Here is a 15,661-nt window from a genome sequence, read left to right on the forward strand (position 1 = left end):
GTCAGGAGTCACGTCGTGAGCAGTGTCGCCATCGTGGGTGCCGGGCCGGGGTTGGGGGCCGCCGTCGCCAGGCGGTTCGGGCAGGAGGGGTACGGTGTCGCGCTGATCGCCCGGGACGGGGAGCGGCTCGACGGAATCGCCGGGGAACTCTCCGGCCTCGGCGTCGAGGCCCGCGGGTACTCCGCCGACGTACGGGATCCGCTCGCCCTCGCCGGTGCGCTGGAACGGGCCGCCGAGGAACTCGGGACCGTCGAGGTCCTGCAGTACAGTCCCGTCCCGCAGCGGGACTTCATGCGGCCCGTGCTGGAGACCACCCATGCGGATCTGCTCGGGCCGGTCGAGTTCTCGGTGTACGGGCCGGTCGCCGCCGTGCAGCAGGTGCTGCCGGGGATGCGGGAGCTGGGCCGCGGGACCATCCTCCTCGTCAACGGCGGCACGGCCGTCATCCCGCATCCGGACCGCGCCGGGACCTCCATCGCCTTCGCCGCCGAGAGTGCCTACGGGCATCTGCTGCACGACCGGCTCGCCGGGGAGGGGATCCATGTGGCGCAACTGATCATTCCCGGGGCCATCGTCGCGGGGCACCCGCGCAAGGACCCTGCCGTGCTCGCCGACACGCTCTGGGCGATCCACCGGGACCGGCACGGATTCCGGCACTACGCCGACGACCTCGAGGGATAGCCGTAGCACGAGGGACGGACGGTAGCCCCGTCGGGCGCGATGGGCCGATCTGCGCGAACATCATTTGTGGGTCAATATGGTGTTCGGCCCGATTGCTCCTCTCAGGGAGTCAGCGATGGCTAAAGGGGGCCAGCGATGGCTGTGGAAATATCTCCTCTCCTCAAGCCCTCCCGGCTCAGAAGCCGTGGAGGCCTGCTCGGTGAGTGCCTGGCAGAGTTTCTCGGGACCTTCGTCATCCTCTCGTTCGGAGCGGGTGTGGTGGCGATGGCAGTGGCCGCGCTGCCAGGGTCGGGGCGTGCGGAGACCCCCACGACGATCTTCCTCGCCGCCGGTGACTGGCTTCTGATCGCCTGGGGCTGGGGCCTGGCCGTGACCTTCGCCATCTATGTGGCCGGCGGTGTCAGCGGTGCTCATCTGAACCCGGCGGTGACGCTCGCGTTCGCCGTGCGCCGTAAGTTCCCGTGGGCGAAGGTGGTGCCCTACTGGGTGTCGCAGGTGCTGGGCGCCTTCGCCGGGGCCGCGTTGGTCTTCCTCGTCTACCACGACGCGATCAACGCGTTCGACTCCGTGTCGAAGCCGCCGAAGGTGGGCGGGCACACCGAGGCCACCTTCTCCATCTTCGCCACCTTCCCGGCGCCGTACTTCCACGGCGGAATCTGGGGGCCGCTGATCGACCAGATCGTGGGAACGGCGTTCCTGGTCATGTTCGTCGTCGCGGTCGTCGACCTGCGCAACACGGCCGTGGGGTCCAACCTCGGCCCGTTTGTCATCGGCCTCGCCGTCGCCGCCATCGGCATGTCCTACGGCGCGAACGCCGGCTACGCCATCAACCCGGCCCGCGACTTCGGGCCCCGGGTGTTCACCTGGCTCGCCGGGTGGAAGAGTCTCGCGTTCCCGGGCAACGGGGCCGGGTTCAGCAGTTATTGGTGGATCCCGATCGTCGGACCGCTGATCGGCGGTGTGATCGGGGTACTGATCTACGACCTGTTCATCGGCGACGTCCTGCACGCCCGGCTCAAGCGCGGCGAACTGCCGGAGCCGGGCCGGACCCGCCCGACGACGGACGAGTCGTAGCCGGACCGGTCGTTGGAGCCGTGGCCGCAGACCGGTCGTCGTAGCCGTAGCCGTGGCCGTAGCCGTGGCCGTGGCCGTAGCCGTAGCCGTAGCCGGAGCTGTGGTGAGCGGTGGTCAGGGCCCGGTTTTCTCCGAACCCTGCTCGCCGCCCTGTTCGCCCAGCCGCCGCACCAGTCGCTGGGCCTTCGAGACGCCGGTGTCGATCTGCTCGCTGTACTTGCCGTCGGTGCGTTCGTCGGCCAGGTCGCCGGCCTTCTCCAGACCGGTCTCGATGACGTCACCGTGTTCCTCGGCGACGTCCTTCGCCTTCTCCGCCAGGTTCTTCAGTCCGTCGAGTCCATCGAACATGCGGGAATCTTCTCCGGCGGAAGCGGGCCGCGGCAAGACGGCACCGGGGGCGTTCGGCAGGGCGTGAGGCGTTCGGCAGGGTGTGAAAGGAGCGCTCGGGCGTTCCCCGCGGCGGGTGACGGTGGAGACTCGGAAGGCAAGCACTCCGCCCACCCTGGAGACGACGCCATGAGCAACAGCCCCCTCCTGACCGGCCTGACCGGGAAGCTCCCCGAACTGCGGGCGCTGTACGAGGATCTGCACGCGCATCCGGAGCTGTCCTTCGAGGAGGAGCGGACCGCGGCGCTGGTCGCGGAGCGGTTGCGGGAGCAGGGCTGGGAGGTCACCGAGCGGGTCGGCGGCACCGGGGTGGTCGGGGTGCTGGCCAACGGTGACGGCCCCGTCGTCCTGCTGCGTGCCGACATGGACGCGCTGCCGGTACGGGAGGAGACCGGGCTGCCGTACGCCTCGAAGAACGACGGGGTGATGCACGCGTGCGGGCATGACATGCACGTCGCCTGGCTGCTGGGTGCCGCCGGGCAGCTGGCCGCCGTGCGGGACGGCTGGCGGGGGACGGTGGTGGCGGTGTTCCAGCCGGCCGAGGAGGTGGGCGGGGCGCCGAAGATGCTCGCGGACGGGTTCGCCGAGCGGTTCCCGCGGCCGGACGTGTGCCTGGCCCAGCATGTGGCGGCCGCGCCGGCCGGGCTGGTCGGGACCCGGGCGGGGGCGCTGATGGCGGGTGCGGACAGCATGCGGGTCACGCTGTTCGGGCGGGGCGGCCACGGCTCCACGCCGGAGGCGACCGTCGACCCGGTGGTGCTGGCCGCCGCCGTGGTGATGCGGCTGCAGACGGTCGTCTCCCGGGAGGTGGGCGCGGGCCAGCAGGCCGTCGTCACCGTCGGTTCGATCCACGGCGGCACCAAGGAGAACATCATCCCGGACACTGTGGAGCTGAAGATCAACATACGCTCCACCACCGCGGCCGTACGGGAGCGGGTTCTGGCGGCGGTCGAGCGGATCGTCCTGGCCGAGGCGGCCGCCTCCGCCGCCCCGAGGGAACCGGAGATCGTCCCCATCGACTCCTTCCCGGTCACCCACAACGACCCCGCCGCCACCGAGGCCGTACAGGCCGCGCTGGCCACCGAATTCCCGAGCCTCACCTTCGAGTTGACCTCTCCGGTCCCCAACAGCGAGGACTTCGGCGCCTTCGGTACGGCCCTGGGGGCGCCCTCGGTGTTCTGGTTCGTCGGCGGCGCCGACCACCGGCTCTTCGTGGACGTCGACCTGGAGGCCCTGGTCCGCGACGGCATACCGCCGCAGATCCCCTCCAACCACTCCCCGCACTTCGCCCCCGTCCCGGAGCCCACCATCGAGACGGGCGTACGGGCGCTGCTCGCGGCGGCCGGCCACTGGCTGGCTCCCTGACCCCGGGCGCGCTCCGGGGTCAACGCAGGGCGCTCGTCCGCCGGTCCGCCGGGATCGCCGGCCAGCCGCTTCGAGGACCATCTGATCGCGCCGCGGGTGCTCGAGCCGTGGACGGAGCTGGCCCGGCAGCAGGGCCCCGGCTACGGGACCGACCTGGAACACGGCAACGCGACCCGCACCAACTACCGGAACCTGGTGAGAAGTTGCCTGGAATGGCTGGGGGACGGCCGCACCCCCGGCCATCCGGCGTACGGCACGGTCGCGCGGAGGATGCTGGACACCGCGCGCGCCCCGCACGTCCGGGACCGGCTCACCGGCGACCAGGCCGCGCCCTGGACGCCCTGGACCTCTACTGGCGCGGGGCGCCCTGATCCAGAGCCGGGCGCAGTTCGGCCCGCCGGCGGATGCCCAGCTTCCTGTACGTGTGGGTGAGATGGGTCTCCACGGTACGGCGGGCCAGATGGAGCAGGGCCGCGATCTCCACGTTGGTGCGGCCCTCGGCGGCGAGTTCGGCGATCCGGCGCTCGCTGCCGGTCAGGGAGGCGGCGCCCGTACGGCGTCTGGGGGAGCGGGCGCCGCCTTTCCGCAGCATCTCCTCCGCCAGCTCCACCAGCCGTACGGCACCGAGCCGTTCGGCGTACGCCAGGGCCTCCCGCAGGCAGTCGCGGGCCCGGACGGCCTCGCCGGCGGCGGTCAACTGGCGGCCCAGGGCGAGCAGGGCCAGCGCCGGCTCGGTACCGGCGGGGCCGCCGCCGCGCAGCAGCGCCACGGCCTCCTCGGTGAGTTCCAGACCCCGGCGGCCGCCGGTCGCCGTACCGAGAACGCGCAGCGCCCGGCCCACCGTGCGCGGGGTGCCCCAGATCCGGGCCAGCCGCAGTTCCTCCTCGGCCAGGACGATGGCTTCGAGGGGGCGGCCGAGGGCCAGCCGGCACTCGGCGGCGGCCGTACGCCAGGGGGTGACCACCGGGCTGATCACCTCACGGGCGGACTGGCGGCGGCCGCACTCCAGGAAGTCGTGCAGCGCCGCCGCCGGATCACCGGCGGCGGCCCGCACCACTCCCCGCGCGTAGAGGAACCGGTTCAGCTCCCAGGAGTCCGGTGCCTCCCGCAGGTCGAGCCCGGCGACCAGGTTTTCGGCCTGCGCGGTACGGCCGGTCTCCACCAGCGCGACCAGGGTGTGCGCCTGGGCGTTGCCGGGCGTGACCGACTCGGGCACGACCGGCGGGCGGCTGTAGTCGGCGCGGGCCGCCGCGATGTCGGAGCGGCTGTTGAGCAGGGCCTGGTGCATGGGGTGCAGCAGGTCGGGGCGCTGCCCGGCCAGCCCCCGGGCCACCAGCCGGTCGGCCTCGTCGAGTTCGTCGGCCCACTGGGCGACCGTGGCCGCGGTACCGACCAGGAACGGCTCGGTGAGCGGGTCGGTCGGCTCGGCGAGCAGGGTGCGCAGCCGCCGCATGGCGTCCCGGGCCGAGGTGAGGCCCGCGGAGGCCGCGTGCCGCACCAGCAGGGCGTGCCCGGCGGAGCCGACCAGCTCCGGGGAGCGTTCGGCGGTCTCGGACAGCCGGCGGTAGACCTCCTGCCGTATCTCCTGGTCCTGGTCGGAGAGGAGGACGGTGGCGGTGTGCAGGGTGCGCACCAGGTCGGGGTGGTCGTTCAGCTCGTCGTCCACGGACCGCAGCAGTTCGACGGCCTTGCGGGTGCGGCCCCGGCCGGTCAGCGCGGTGCCGAGGGCGACGGCCGCGCGTACCCGGTCCTGCGGGGCGGCGGGCAGCCGGACCGCCTCGGCGAGCCGGGGGATCGCCGCGGAGGAGCGGGGCGCCGCGTACTCCAGCGAGCCCAGTTCGGTCAGCAGCCGCTGCCTGCGGTCGTCGGAGAGCGGTTCCTCCAGGGCCCGGCGCAGATAGCCGACCGCGTCCGCGGCCCGGCCGTCGAAGAGGGCGAGCGCGGCCGCGTCCTGGAGCAGGGGCACCGCCCAGGGCGCGGTCACCGGGCCGGTCGCGAGCAGTTGGCGGGCCACGGCCTCGGCGGGGGCGTCCTGGCGGAGCATCGCCTCGGCGATCGCCCGGTGCACGGCCCGGCGGCGGGCCGCGGGCACACCGGCGAGGACCGCGTCGCGCAGCAGGGGGTGCGGATAGTGCGGGCGGCCGCCGGGGCCGGGGGCGAGCAGCCCGAGGTTGGTCATCGCGGTGAGCCAGCCGGCCACCCGCGTGGGGTCGGCGCCGGCCAGCTCGGCGAGCAGGGGCGTGAAGTCGATCTCCGGCAGTGCGGCGCCGGTGTTCTCCTCCAGTACGGCCAGGGCGCGGGCGACCTCCGTGGTGGCCGGTCCGGCACTGTCCAGCCACCAGCGGACGGCGGCCGGGTACGCGCCCGGGTACAGCGCGGCGGTTGCGGTGGGCACCGCCGTGTGCCGGGCCTCGCGGAGGTCGTCCAGCAGGGCGCGCAGGAGCAGCGGACTGCCCGCGGCGGCCCGCACGCAGTCCTCCACCCAGGCCCGGTCCGCGCCCGGGAACGCGTCACGCACCCGGCGGCCCGCGGCCTGCGGGGTGAGGGGGGCGAGGGTGTGGGTCCGGACGAGCGCCGGGGGGAGGGTGTGGGCGAAGCCGGGGGTGGGCGGGTCGAGGTCGTACTGGCTGCGTTCGCCGACGACCAGGAGGATCGGTAAGCGGTCTATGTGGCGGGCGGACTCCACGAGCCAGCGGTGCGAGGGGGCGTCGGCGAGGTGCACGTCGTCCACGGCGACGAGCAGCGGCGAGTCCTCGGCGTAGGCGCGCAGCACCCGCCACAGTGCGGCGGCGGTCGCCCGCTCGTCGCCGTCCACCGCGAGGTCGGCGAACTCAGGAACAGGCCCGAGGAGTTGCAGGACGGTGGCGAAGGAGATGCCGGTGTCGGCGGGGGAGCAGCGGGCGCGGAGCGTTCTCAGGCCGAGGGCGGCCGCCTGCTCGGCCACGGCCTCCATGACGGTGGTGCGGCCGGTTCCGGTGGCGCCCCGCAGCAGCACGAGGCGGCCGGTCCCGGACCGGGTGCGCGTCGCCTCTTCGGCCAACAGGTGCATGGCGTCGACGAGTTCAGGGGACGAATGCATCATTCCTGGCTCCTCGCGGTGCGCTGGTGGGTTCGGGGGGTTAGAGGGGGCGGCAACGGGAGAGGTTGTGGGGAGGCGGGCTGGGCTGGGGGTTTGTTGCCGGGTTGGCACATTCGGCAGGGGGCCGTGGGTCGCTGCGGGCCGGCGGGGGTTGTTCGCGCAGTTCCCCCCGCCCCTTTCAGGTCGGTTCACTGGTCCCACCTTCTGGGGGGCGCGGGCCTGTGTTCGATATGCGGCCGCCGCCGCGTGGGCGCGACCAGCCACGACGTACCCGCAGCGAGCCACGGACCGATGCACCCCCCCCACATCTCGTGGTCCCTGTCGTGGTCGTCCACGATTGTCGTTGCCCCTTTGGTCCCATCAGGCTGGGTACTCCCGCCCGTCACCGTTCCCTCAGGGGTGACGAGCACGTGGACATAGGGGAAGCGGTTGGTCAGCAACAGCTCATTAGCGTCGGTCACCCGCACGCCCGTCGCCGTGTACGCACCGGACCCGATCTCCCGTGAGGGCGCGCTCAGCCAGCTGCGCCGGCACCCGGAGATCGAGGTGCGTGAGGAGTCCGAGACCGGCCCCGGCACGGTCGCCCTGCTCGTCAGCGACAGCCTCGACGAACCGGAACTGACCCGGCTGCGCCGCGTCGTACGCAGCGAGGGCGCGCGGGCCGTGCTCGTGGTCGGGGCGCTGCGCGAGACCGAGCTGCTCGATGTGATCGAGTGCGGGGTCGGCGCCATCGTCTGGCGCCACGAGGCCACCGAACTCCGCATCGTGCAGGCCGTGCTCGCGGCCGCCCGCGGCGACGGCGACCTCCCGGCCGACCTGCTCGGCCGGCTGATCAACCAGGTCGGCACCCTGCACCGTAACGCCGCAGGCCGTCCCGGCGCCCCGGCCTCCGGGCTGTCCGCCCGCGAGGTGGACGTACTGCGGCTGGTCGCCGAGGGGCTCGACACCGGTGAGATCGCCAGCAAGCTGTCCTACTCCGAGCGCACCGTCAAGAACGTCATGCACGGGCTGACGACCCGGCTGCATCTGCGCAACCGGGCACACGCCGTGGCCCATGCCCTCCGGGAAGGCTACATCTGACCGAACGGGCAGCAGCCACCGGTTCCCGGGCAACACGGTCTGCCCGGCCGCTCCTGCGGGCACGCCGGGGCCGAAGGGCAGGATGGACATGAGTGCGGACAGGTCCATGGGGTGGTGAGTCAGGCGTGATCCACGAGGTGGACCAGGTGCTGCGGGACATGCTGTCCGGCGGTGCGCTGGAGGGCTCCGGCATCGACGTCTCCTTCGACGCCCCGACCCGCGACTGGGCGGCCCGCCGCAACGGTCCGGTGATCAACAGCTATCTGTACGACATCCGGGAGGACGTGAAACGGCGGCAGCGCGGGCACATCGACGTCCGGGACGACCGGGACGTCGTCGTCAAGCGCCGGCAGCCGCCCCGCTGGTTCCGGCTGTCGTACCTGGTGACGGCGTGGACCAAGCGCCCCGAGGACGAACACCGGCTGATCAGCGCCGTGCTGGCGACCCTGATCCCGAGAGAGCTGATCCATCCGGACGAACTGCCGCCCTCCCTGCGGGAACTGGGGCTGACCGTGCAGCTCTCGGTGGCCGGCATCCAGACCGAGGCCCGCTCCCTGGCCGAGATCTGGTCCGCGCTCGGCGGTGAGCTCAAGCCCTCCCTGGACGTCGTCATCACCGCACCCTTCCCGGCCTACCCCGAGTACGACGCCGGTCCGCCGGTCACCGAGGGCGCCGCCGTCCGTGTCCGCGGGGGACTGGAGGAGGACGCACCGGTCCTCGAGGAGCGGGCCCACCGGCCCGGCCAGATCGCCCAGGCCAAGGCCGCCCGGAGGACCCGGGCGTGACCCTCGACGTCTCCCTGACGCCGGTCGCACCGCTTCTCGCCCGGCTGGCGGGACTGCGTGACCGGGCCGCCGCCCTCGTCGCCCACCGCTCGGCCGGCGACCCGACGGCCACCGACCCGCTGCGCGGCCTGTACCTCTCCGAGGAGGCGGTACGGCACCTTCTGCGCCCGGAGACCCCCGTCGAACTCCCCGAGCTGGGCGAGGACTTCACCGACCGGCTGGCCGAACTCGCCGGCCGCCTCCGTCTCACCTCCCTCGACACCGCGATCCTGCTCATCGCGCTCGCCCCGGACCTGGACCGCACCTTCGAGCCGCTGTACGGCTACCTCAACGACGACGTCGGCCGCCGCCGCGCCACCATCGCCCTCGCCCTCGACCTGTACGGCGTCCCCGCCCAGCTCGCCGAGGCCCGCGCCCGCTTCCATCCCACCGCCCCGCTCACCGCGCTCGGCCTGCTCACCGTCGAGGAGCCCGAACGCCCCTTCCTCAGCCGCTCGTTGCGCGTCCCCGACCGGGTCCTGGCCCACCTCCTCGGCGACGACACCCCGGACCCGGCCCTCGCCGGACACCTGCGCGCCCCCTCGTACGACAGCGAACCCGTCGACGAGGAGTTCGTCCGGCGGCTGGCCGGGCGGATCGCCGCCGGGCCGCTCTTCGGGTACCTGCGGGAGCGCCGGGAGGGCGAGGGCCTCGGCTGTGCGACGGCCGCGCTGCGGCTGGCCGGCATGGAGGTCCTGCACTACACCGGCCCCGAGGAACACGTCCCGGAGGTGCTCCGGGAGGCCCGGCTGCGCGGCCGGGCGGTACTCGTCGACGCGGCCGGGCCCCGGGCGTTCGCCGAGAGGCTGAACGGCTACGCCGACGTCACCGCGCTGATCACCACCCCTCACCCCTACGACCCCCAGTGGTGCGACCACCGCGACCCCCTCGTCCTGGAGGTGCCGTCCCGGCGCGCCGTGGCCGTGGATGCCTGGGCGGCCGTACTGCCGGACACCTCCGGCTTCGACCTGGCGGCCACCGTCGCCCCGTACCACCTGGGCGGCGACCGGCTCGCCCGGGCGGCGCGGGCGGCGCAGGCGCTGGCCGCCTTCGACGGCACCCCGCTGGCCGCCGGCCACCTCCGGCTGGCCGCCCGCCAGCAGTCGGCTTCGGGACTCGAACAGCACGCCCGCCGGATCCGGCCCGCCGTCGACTGGCGGGACCTGGTGCTGCCCGATCGCCCGCTCACCGAACTGCGCGAACTGGCCCTGCGCGCCCGCCACCGCGACCGAGTGCTCGGCGACTGGCGGCTGAGCGCCGGCGGCGGGCGGGGCCGTGGGGTGCTGGGCCTGTTCGCGGGCGAGTCGGGCACCGGCAAGACCCTGTCGGCGGAGGTCGTGGCCGCCGAACTCGGCCTGGATCTCTACGTCGTCCAGCTCTCCTCCGTCGTCGACAAGTACGTGGGCGAGACCGAGAAGAACCTGGAGCGCATCTTCACCGAGGCCGACCGCACCGACGCCGTGCTGCTCTTCGACGAGGCCGACGCCGTCTTCGGCAAGCGCTCCGAGGTCAAGGACGCCCACGACCGGTACGCCAACCTGGAGTCGGCCTACCTGCTCCAGCGACTGGAGGCCTTCAACGGCATCGCGCTGCTCACCACCAACCTGCGCGCCAACATCGACGAGGCCTTCACCCGCCGCCTGGACCTGGTGATCGACTTCCCGTTCCCGGACGAGGAGCAACGGCTGGCACTGTGGCGGCACGGGCTGGTGCACGTACCGAGCGAGCCGGACATCGAACTCGGCCCACTGGCCCGCGACTTCGAACTGGCCGGCGGCGCCATCCGCAGCGCGGTGGTCACCGCCGCCTACCTGGCCGCCGGAGCCGGAGAGCCGGTCACCGCGGCGAACCTCCTGGACGGCGCCCGGCGCGAATACCGCAAGGCGGGACGCCTGGTACCGGGCACCTGGTGACCGGTTCGCTAGTCGCCCGACGGGTGCACGATCCCCCACTCCTGGTCGTCCGTGTTCGAGCAGTAGTACAGAGTCAGGTTGGTGTCGTTGGCGCCGGTGCTGTACCCGGCCACGTCCAGGCAGAGGTTGTCGCTGGCGAAGTTGCGGATCCAGTAGGCGCCGCTGGGCTGCTTGTCGATCCACCAGAGCTGGTTGTCGGCCTTGGTGCCGTCACACTTGTACTCGGTGATCGGTGAGGACAGCTTGGCCGAACCGTAGTAGGGCAGGTCCATGCACAACTGGTCCTTGACGTTGCGGATCTGGAAGAGCGCGGCCGAGCCGGGGCCGCCCTTCGCGTAGCGCACCTCGAGGTTCCACAGCTGGTTGTCCGCGGTGGTCTCGTTGCAGGTGTACTCCCGCACCGGGCCGTTGCTGCTCCCCTTGTCGTAGCCGGGGACGTCCGCGCACTTCTTGGTCGTGGTGTTGCGCAACAGGATGTTGTACGCCGGTACGACGGGTTTCGGGACCTTCTTCTTCGACGCCTTCGGAGACGGCTGGGGCCGGCCGCCGCCTCCGCCCGCCTGGGTGTCGGACGAGTCGTGGTCGTCGTTGTCCGGCTGCTGCTCCACCTGGGACGGGGAGGGCGCCGGTGCGGCGGCGAGGGGTGCGCCGGCCGAGGGGCTGGGCGCGAGGGAGCTCACCCCGGCTTCCTGGGGCTGTTCCTGGGCGAGGCTCCCCACGTGGGGTTTGTAGGCGAACCAGATCAGGGCGAAGGTGATGGCGAGGGCCAGCAGGGTGCCGAAGAGGGTGGCGATCCAGCGGGGCAGGAAGCCGCGCTGGATGTAGGTGCCGTCCACAGGCTGTGGATTGACGCCCGAGCGCTGGATGGTGAGCGCGTAAGGTCGCTGTTCCTTCGATCCGAACCAGATGATTCGCCGGGGTTTGAGCGTGGCCTTGATGAAGGCGGCGCGGCCGGGTTCGATCTGGACGTTGCTGGGGTGGAGGTCGTAGACGAGCTGGTCGCCGTTGTCGTTGCCGCTGACCGAGGCGGTGAGTCTGGTGTTGCCGAGGTTGTCGATGGCCAGTTTGGGGCGGCCCCGGAAGCGGCCCTTGACCGTGGGCGGGACCAGCTCGGCCCGTACCTCGGTGAAGGGCGTGATGGTGAGGTTGCCCTCGGGGACGGTGACGGCCTCGGGGTGCTCCGTGGGCGTGATGCGGACCGCGTAGGGGTTGGGGCCCGCTGTCGCGTCCGAGGTCCGTGGCGGGGCGAAGGTCAGCTCGACCGTGCCCGTGGTGCCCGGATAGAGGCGGAGCGTCTGCGGTTCGACCGTCGTCCAGGGGGCGATCGGGCCGACCGGTTCGAAGCGGTACTCGTCGACGATGTCACCCGTGTTGCGCAGCCGCAGTCGTACCCGGGTCGAGGCGCCCGGGTCGACGGTCGCGGACGCGGGCTCCAGGGAGGTCCAGAGAGTCATGCGGGCACCGTCAGCTTGAAGGCTTCCAGCCAGAGCGTGTTGTCGAGGGTGCCGACGAAGTCGAGGTCGGGGCGGGCGCCCTTGCACCACTGGTCGCCCCAGTCGTGGTCGCGGACCTTGGCGTAGTTGCAGCCCTGCCCGCTGCCGACGTTGAAGGCGAAGCCCTCGATGTAGGGGTCGGCCGCCTTCGTGCTGCCGATGTAGTTGTCCTTGCCGTCGGGCATGATCGCCGTCCAGTTCGGGTTCCACTTGCCCTTGCCGTCCGTGGACTGGGGGTTGTAGAGGAAGGCGTTGGCGGCGGAGCCCTGGACGCCGTACACCGCGATGTTGATGGCCTTGATCGGGGTGTTCTTGCCGACCGTGCCGGCCATGGTGCCGTCGCAGACGGGCTTCTGCCAGCCGGTGCCCTGGACGTAGGCGCGGTAGCAGATGTGCCGGCCGGCCGGGTCGGCCGCGGCGAGCCGGTTCACGGCCGTCGCCGCGGTGTCCTGCTTGGGCTTGGCGGTCACGGTGGCCGTCGCACCACCGCCTCCCCCGCCCCCGCCGCCGCCGTTTCCGTTGCCGCCGTCCCCGGCGTCCGGAGTGGCGGGCGGGGTGGAGGCCGTGACACTGGGCGCCGGCGGCGGAGTCGGGGTGGCCGAGGGACTGGGCGCGAGCGAACTCACCCCGGCCTCCTGGATCTGCTCCTCGGCGAGGCTCCCCACGTGGGGCTTGTAGTTGAACCAGATCAGGGCGAAGGTGATGGCGAGGGCCAGCAGGGTGCCGAAGAGGGTGGCCAGCCAGCGGGGCAGGAACCCGCGCTGGATGTACGTCCCGTCGACGGGCTCCGGATTCAGCCCCGAGCGCTGGATGGTGAGCCGGTACGGCCGCTGTTCCTTCGGTCCGAACCAGATGATTCGCCGGGGTTTGAGCTTGGCGTCGATGAAGGCGGCGCGGCCGGGTTCGATCTGGACGTTGCTGGGGTGGAGGTCGTAGACGAGCTGGTCGCCGTTGTCGTTGCCGCTGACCGAGGCGGTGAGTCTGGTGTTGCCGAGGTTGTCGATGGCCAGTTTGGGGCGGCCCCGGAAGCGGCCCTTGACCGTGGGCGGGACCAGCTCCGCGCGCAGCTCGGTGAAGGGCGTGATGGTGAGGTTGCCCTCGGGGACGGTGACGGCCTCGGGGTGCTCCGTGGGCGTGATGCGGACCGCGTAGGGGTTGGGTCCGGCCGTGGCGTCGGAGGTCCGTGGCGGGGCGAAGGTCAGCTCGACGGTGCCCGTGGTGCCCGGATAGAGCCGGAGGGTGGGAGGCTCGACGGTCGTCCAGGGGGCGATCGGGCCGACCGGTTCGAAGCGGTACTCGTCGACGACGTCACCCGTGTTCCGCAATCGCAGACGGACGCGGGTGGAGGACCCGGGGTCCACGGTCGCGGAGGCGGGTTCCAGGGAAGTCCACAGGCTCACGCGTCGACGCTATGCGGGGCGCGAAGCCGACGCAGCGGACAGCGGGGCACACCGCGGTGCCGCAGGGGCCGGACTCGTTGCCCCTGCGGACGGTGCCGTGTGCGGTGCGGACGTCGCTGCCGTGCCGTGCCGTGTGCGGTGCGGATGGCCTACGCATCGGAGCGCTTTCCGATCAGGTCCCGGTACAGTGCCGCCCTCTCCTCGTTGGTCGTCGCCTTGGCGAGTTCGGTCGTCCAGGCCGCTTCCAGATCCTTCAGCTTCTTCAGCCAGTCGCCGAACTGCCGTAGGTCGACATAGCGCTGACTGGCACTCAGGGGCGCGTCGCCGCCGATCTTGTCGTCCTTGTGGCCTCCGAAGTTGCTGAAGGGGTTGGCGGTCTTCTCGCTGCTCTTCCAGTTGTGTTCGTAGCCCTCGGGGGTCCGGCCGCCCGGTCCGGCGGTCTCGATGCCGACCTGAAGTGCCCCGTCCCGCTTGCCGGTCGGCGGCTTGTACCCCATGAACAGGTGCCCGTGCGACTCGTCCGGGAGGATGGTCCCGCCGTGGTAGCCCTTGTTCCCCGTGCCTCCGATGCCCACCCCCATTCCGTAGAGGTGGCTGTGGGGGTCGACGAGGTTCTGGGCGGTGGCCGCCAGCCCGCCCTTCTCCACGAAGCGGCCCGGCTGTCCGGGCTTGTTGTCGCCGATGTCCATGTGGTGGGTGGCGTACGTGCGCTTGTACACCGGGGCCTCGGGCTTCGCGTTGGGCTCGTAGAACCTGGGATTCTCCCTGGTGATGTGGAGCCATCGGGGGAGTTCGTAGCCGTGCTGGCCGTCGGCCAGCTGCGGGATGCGGATGTTGACGCGACCGCCGTAGGCCAGGGCGTGCGCGACGTCGTCCTTGAAGTCCTCGTGGAGACCGGTCTTCGGGTTGAAGACCTGCAGCCCCTCCTTCAGGATCAGGAAGATCTTGGTGAGGATCTCGGTGCCGCGCTCCACGCGCTTGCGGTGCTCGGCGGCGTTCGGTACGTCGTCGGAGACACCGGGAGGGAGCATGGTCGCGACGAAGGTCCGGAAGATCTGCTCGTTCCGCTCCCCGGTGAGCTGTTCCCGCTCCTCCTCGGGGTTGGACGCGTCGCGCATGGCGTGGTGGCGGCCGAGCTGGTAGTCCGGCCGGGGGCCGGCACCGGCCGCTGCCTTCCCCTTGCCCTCGGCGTGCTGCTGCCACCGCAGGGTGGCGATGAGCAGACGCTTGCCCTTGGGCTGCGCCAGCCAGCTGTGGAAGTCGTCCTTCTTGATGTAGTCCTCTGCCTCGAGGTGGGTGCACAGGCCGACCGTCCGCAGCCAGCCGGGATCCTCGGCCTCGGCGGTCCTGATCATCTGGAGTTCCTCGGCCGTGAACTTCGGGCCGTTGCGCTCCCGCTTGTCGAGGACGGACCGCACCTGCTTGTTCCGGATCTCGGCGGTCCCCCCGACGATGAGCCGCGCGAGGCGGGCGGTGGCCGGGAGCGCGGACACGGGGGTGGCGGCGCCGACCGCGGGCGAGGCCGGGGGCGAGGGCTCGGTCGCGGGTGCGATCTCCGGTTCGGCCGTGGCTTCCGTCGTGGATCCCTCGCCGGGTGCCCGCTGGACGGGGACGTCCCCGTCCGGGCTGCGCTGCACCGCGTCGTCCTCGTCCGGGCTGCGCTGCACCGCGTCGGCGGACGGTGCGGGGGACCCGGGCAGGGCGAGGTCGGGCGCGGCGCCCCGGGCCAGCTTGCGCCCGTTGGAGCCGGCGCTCCGCTCGAACGGGTCGTCCGGATGGGAGACCTTCTCGCCCCTGCCGTTGGCGGTGCCGGGCACGGGTCCCAGGGCCTGCTGGCGGACGTGGTCGACCTCTTCGTACAGCACCTCGTCGGTGACGCGGTTCCCGCCGAGCACGATGTGCGGGCCGGTGGTGTAGGCCCGGGCCCCGAGCTCCTCGGCCGAGCGCTGGGCGACCGGATCGCTGTGCACGCGCACATGGCCGAAGTCCATTCCGTACGCGCTCTCCGCCCGCTGCAGGATGCGGGGCTCCAGCGGCACACCGGGCGTGCCGACGGCGTCGGCGACCGACGTCCGCGGCCGTACCGGCACGGCCTCGTCGGCCTGCTGCTCCTCCGCCTCGCCCTCCTGGCGGGCCCGTTGGATCGCCCGGGTCACCGCGGCGTTCCCCGCGGACCGCTGGAGGGCTGCCAAGGGGGGAGCGGCGGCGGCTTTCCGGGTGGTCGGGCGGTCGCCGTCACGGCCCGCGGTGGAGCGGTTCTCTGCTTGAGTGCGCATGGCCGGTTCCCGTTCGGTCGACAAAGGCCTCGACAGGGGCCTTCCTCCTCCGTACCCGGCGGGTCCCGGACACCGGGAGGTCCGCGGGG

11 protein-coding genes are annotated in these 15,661 nt (G+C 72.4%); 6 read left to right on the forward strand and 5 right to left on the reverse strand.

The features are described from left to right. Positions 1-15: 15 nt before the first annotated feature. Entirely contained in the window at positions 16-681 is a 666-nt protein-coding gene (locus ACZ4N4_RS14980; RefSeq protein ID WP_453568645.1) for an SDR family NAD(P)-dependent oxidoreductase, read from the forward strand. 135 nt (positions 682-816) lie between these two features. Beyond that, a complete protein-coding gene (locus ACZ4N4_RS14985) occupies positions 817-1,755 on the forward strand; it encodes an MIP/aquaporin family protein (protein WP_467588387.1) in 939 nt (312 codons plus the stop codon). 114 nt (positions 1,756-1,869) lie between these two features. Here the strand turns inward: ACZ4N4_RS14985 and ACZ4N4_RS14990 are convergent, their stop codons facing one another. Further along, the gene (locus ACZ4N4_RS14990) at positions 1,870-2,103 is read right to left on the reverse strand and encodes an antitoxin (RefSeq protein WP_467588389.1); all 234 of its coding nucleotides are present in this window, start codon (positions 2,101-2,103) and stop codon (positions 1,870-1,872) included. Between the two features lie 168 nt (positions 2,104-2,271). Here ACZ4N4_RS14990 and ACZ4N4_RS14995 point away from each other — a divergent pair, with 168 nt between their 5' ends. Continuing rightward, positions 2,272-3,507 carry an amidohydrolase gene (locus ACZ4N4_RS14995; RefSeq protein ID WP_467588391.1) on the forward strand — a complete coding sequence of 412 codons (1,236 nt, stop codon included), beginning with the start codon at positions 2,272-2,274 and terminating at the stop codon, positions 3,505-3,507. 349 nt (positions 3,508-3,856) lie between these two features. Here the strand turns inward: ACZ4N4_RS14995 and ACZ4N4_RS15000 are convergent, their stop codons facing one another. Further along, a complete protein-coding gene (locus ACZ4N4_RS15000) occupies positions 3,857-6,589 on the reverse strand; it encodes a LuxR C-terminal-related transcriptional regulator (protein WP_467588393.1) in 2,733 nt (910 codons plus the stop codon). Positions 6,590-7,015: 426 nt separating this feature from the next. Between ACZ4N4_RS15000 and ACZ4N4_RS15005 the strand changes: the two genes are divergently transcribed. The 3 genes from ACZ4N4_RS15005 to ACZ4N4_RS15015 all read left to right on the forward strand — a co-directional run bounded on the left by ACZ4N4_RS15005 (position 7,016) and on the right by ACZ4N4_RS15015 (position 10,403). Further along, the gene (locus tag ACZ4N4_RS15005; protein ID WP_453568655.1) at positions 7,016-7,666 is read left to right on the forward strand and encodes a helix-turn-helix transcriptional regulator; all 651 of its coding nucleotides are present in this window, start codon (positions 7,016-7,018) and stop codon (positions 7,664-7,666) included. 125 nt (positions 7,667-7,791) lie between these two features. Further along, on the forward strand, positions 7,792-8,451 hold the full coding sequence (locus ACZ4N4_RS15010) for a Pvc16 family protein (protein ID WP_453568657.1): 660 nt from the start codon (positions 7,792-7,794) through the stop codon (positions 8,449-8,451). Next, entirely contained in the window at positions 8,448-10,403 is a 1,956-nt protein-coding gene (locus ACZ4N4_RS15015) for an ATP-binding protein (protein WP_467588397.1), read from the forward strand. Before ACZ4N4_RS15010 ends, ACZ4N4_RS15015 begins: the two co-directional genes overlap by 4 nt. 8 nt (positions 10,404-10,411) lie before the next feature. Here ACZ4N4_RS15015 and ACZ4N4_RS15020 read toward each other — a convergent pair whose 3' ends face one another. The 3 genes from ACZ4N4_RS15020 to ACZ4N4_RS15030 all read right to left on the reverse strand — a co-directional run bounded on the left by ACZ4N4_RS15020 (position 10,412) and on the right by ACZ4N4_RS15030 (position 15,572). Next, positions 10,412-11,857, reverse strand: a complete 1,446-nt coding sequence (locus ACZ4N4_RS15020; protein ID WP_467588399.1) for an RICIN domain-containing protein — start codon at positions 11,855-11,857, stop codon at positions 10,412-10,414. After that, positions 11,854-13,296, reverse strand: coding sequence for a hydrolase (locus ACZ4N4_RS15025; protein WP_467588402.1), 1,443 nt, complete (start codon positions 13,294-13,296; stop codon positions 11,854-11,856). The genes ACZ4N4_RS15020 and ACZ4N4_RS15025 overlap by 4 nt, the downstream gene beginning before the upstream one ends. A gap of 149 nt (positions 13,297-13,445) precedes the next feature. After that, on the reverse strand, positions 13,446-15,572 hold the full coding sequence (locus tag ACZ4N4_RS15030) for an eCIS core domain-containing protein (RefSeq protein WP_467588405.1): 2,127 nt from the start codon (positions 15,570-15,572) through the stop codon (positions 13,446-13,448). Positions 15,573-15,661: the final 89 nt, after the last annotated feature.

This window comes from Streptomyces sp. NPDC026538 (assembly GCF_055567535.1).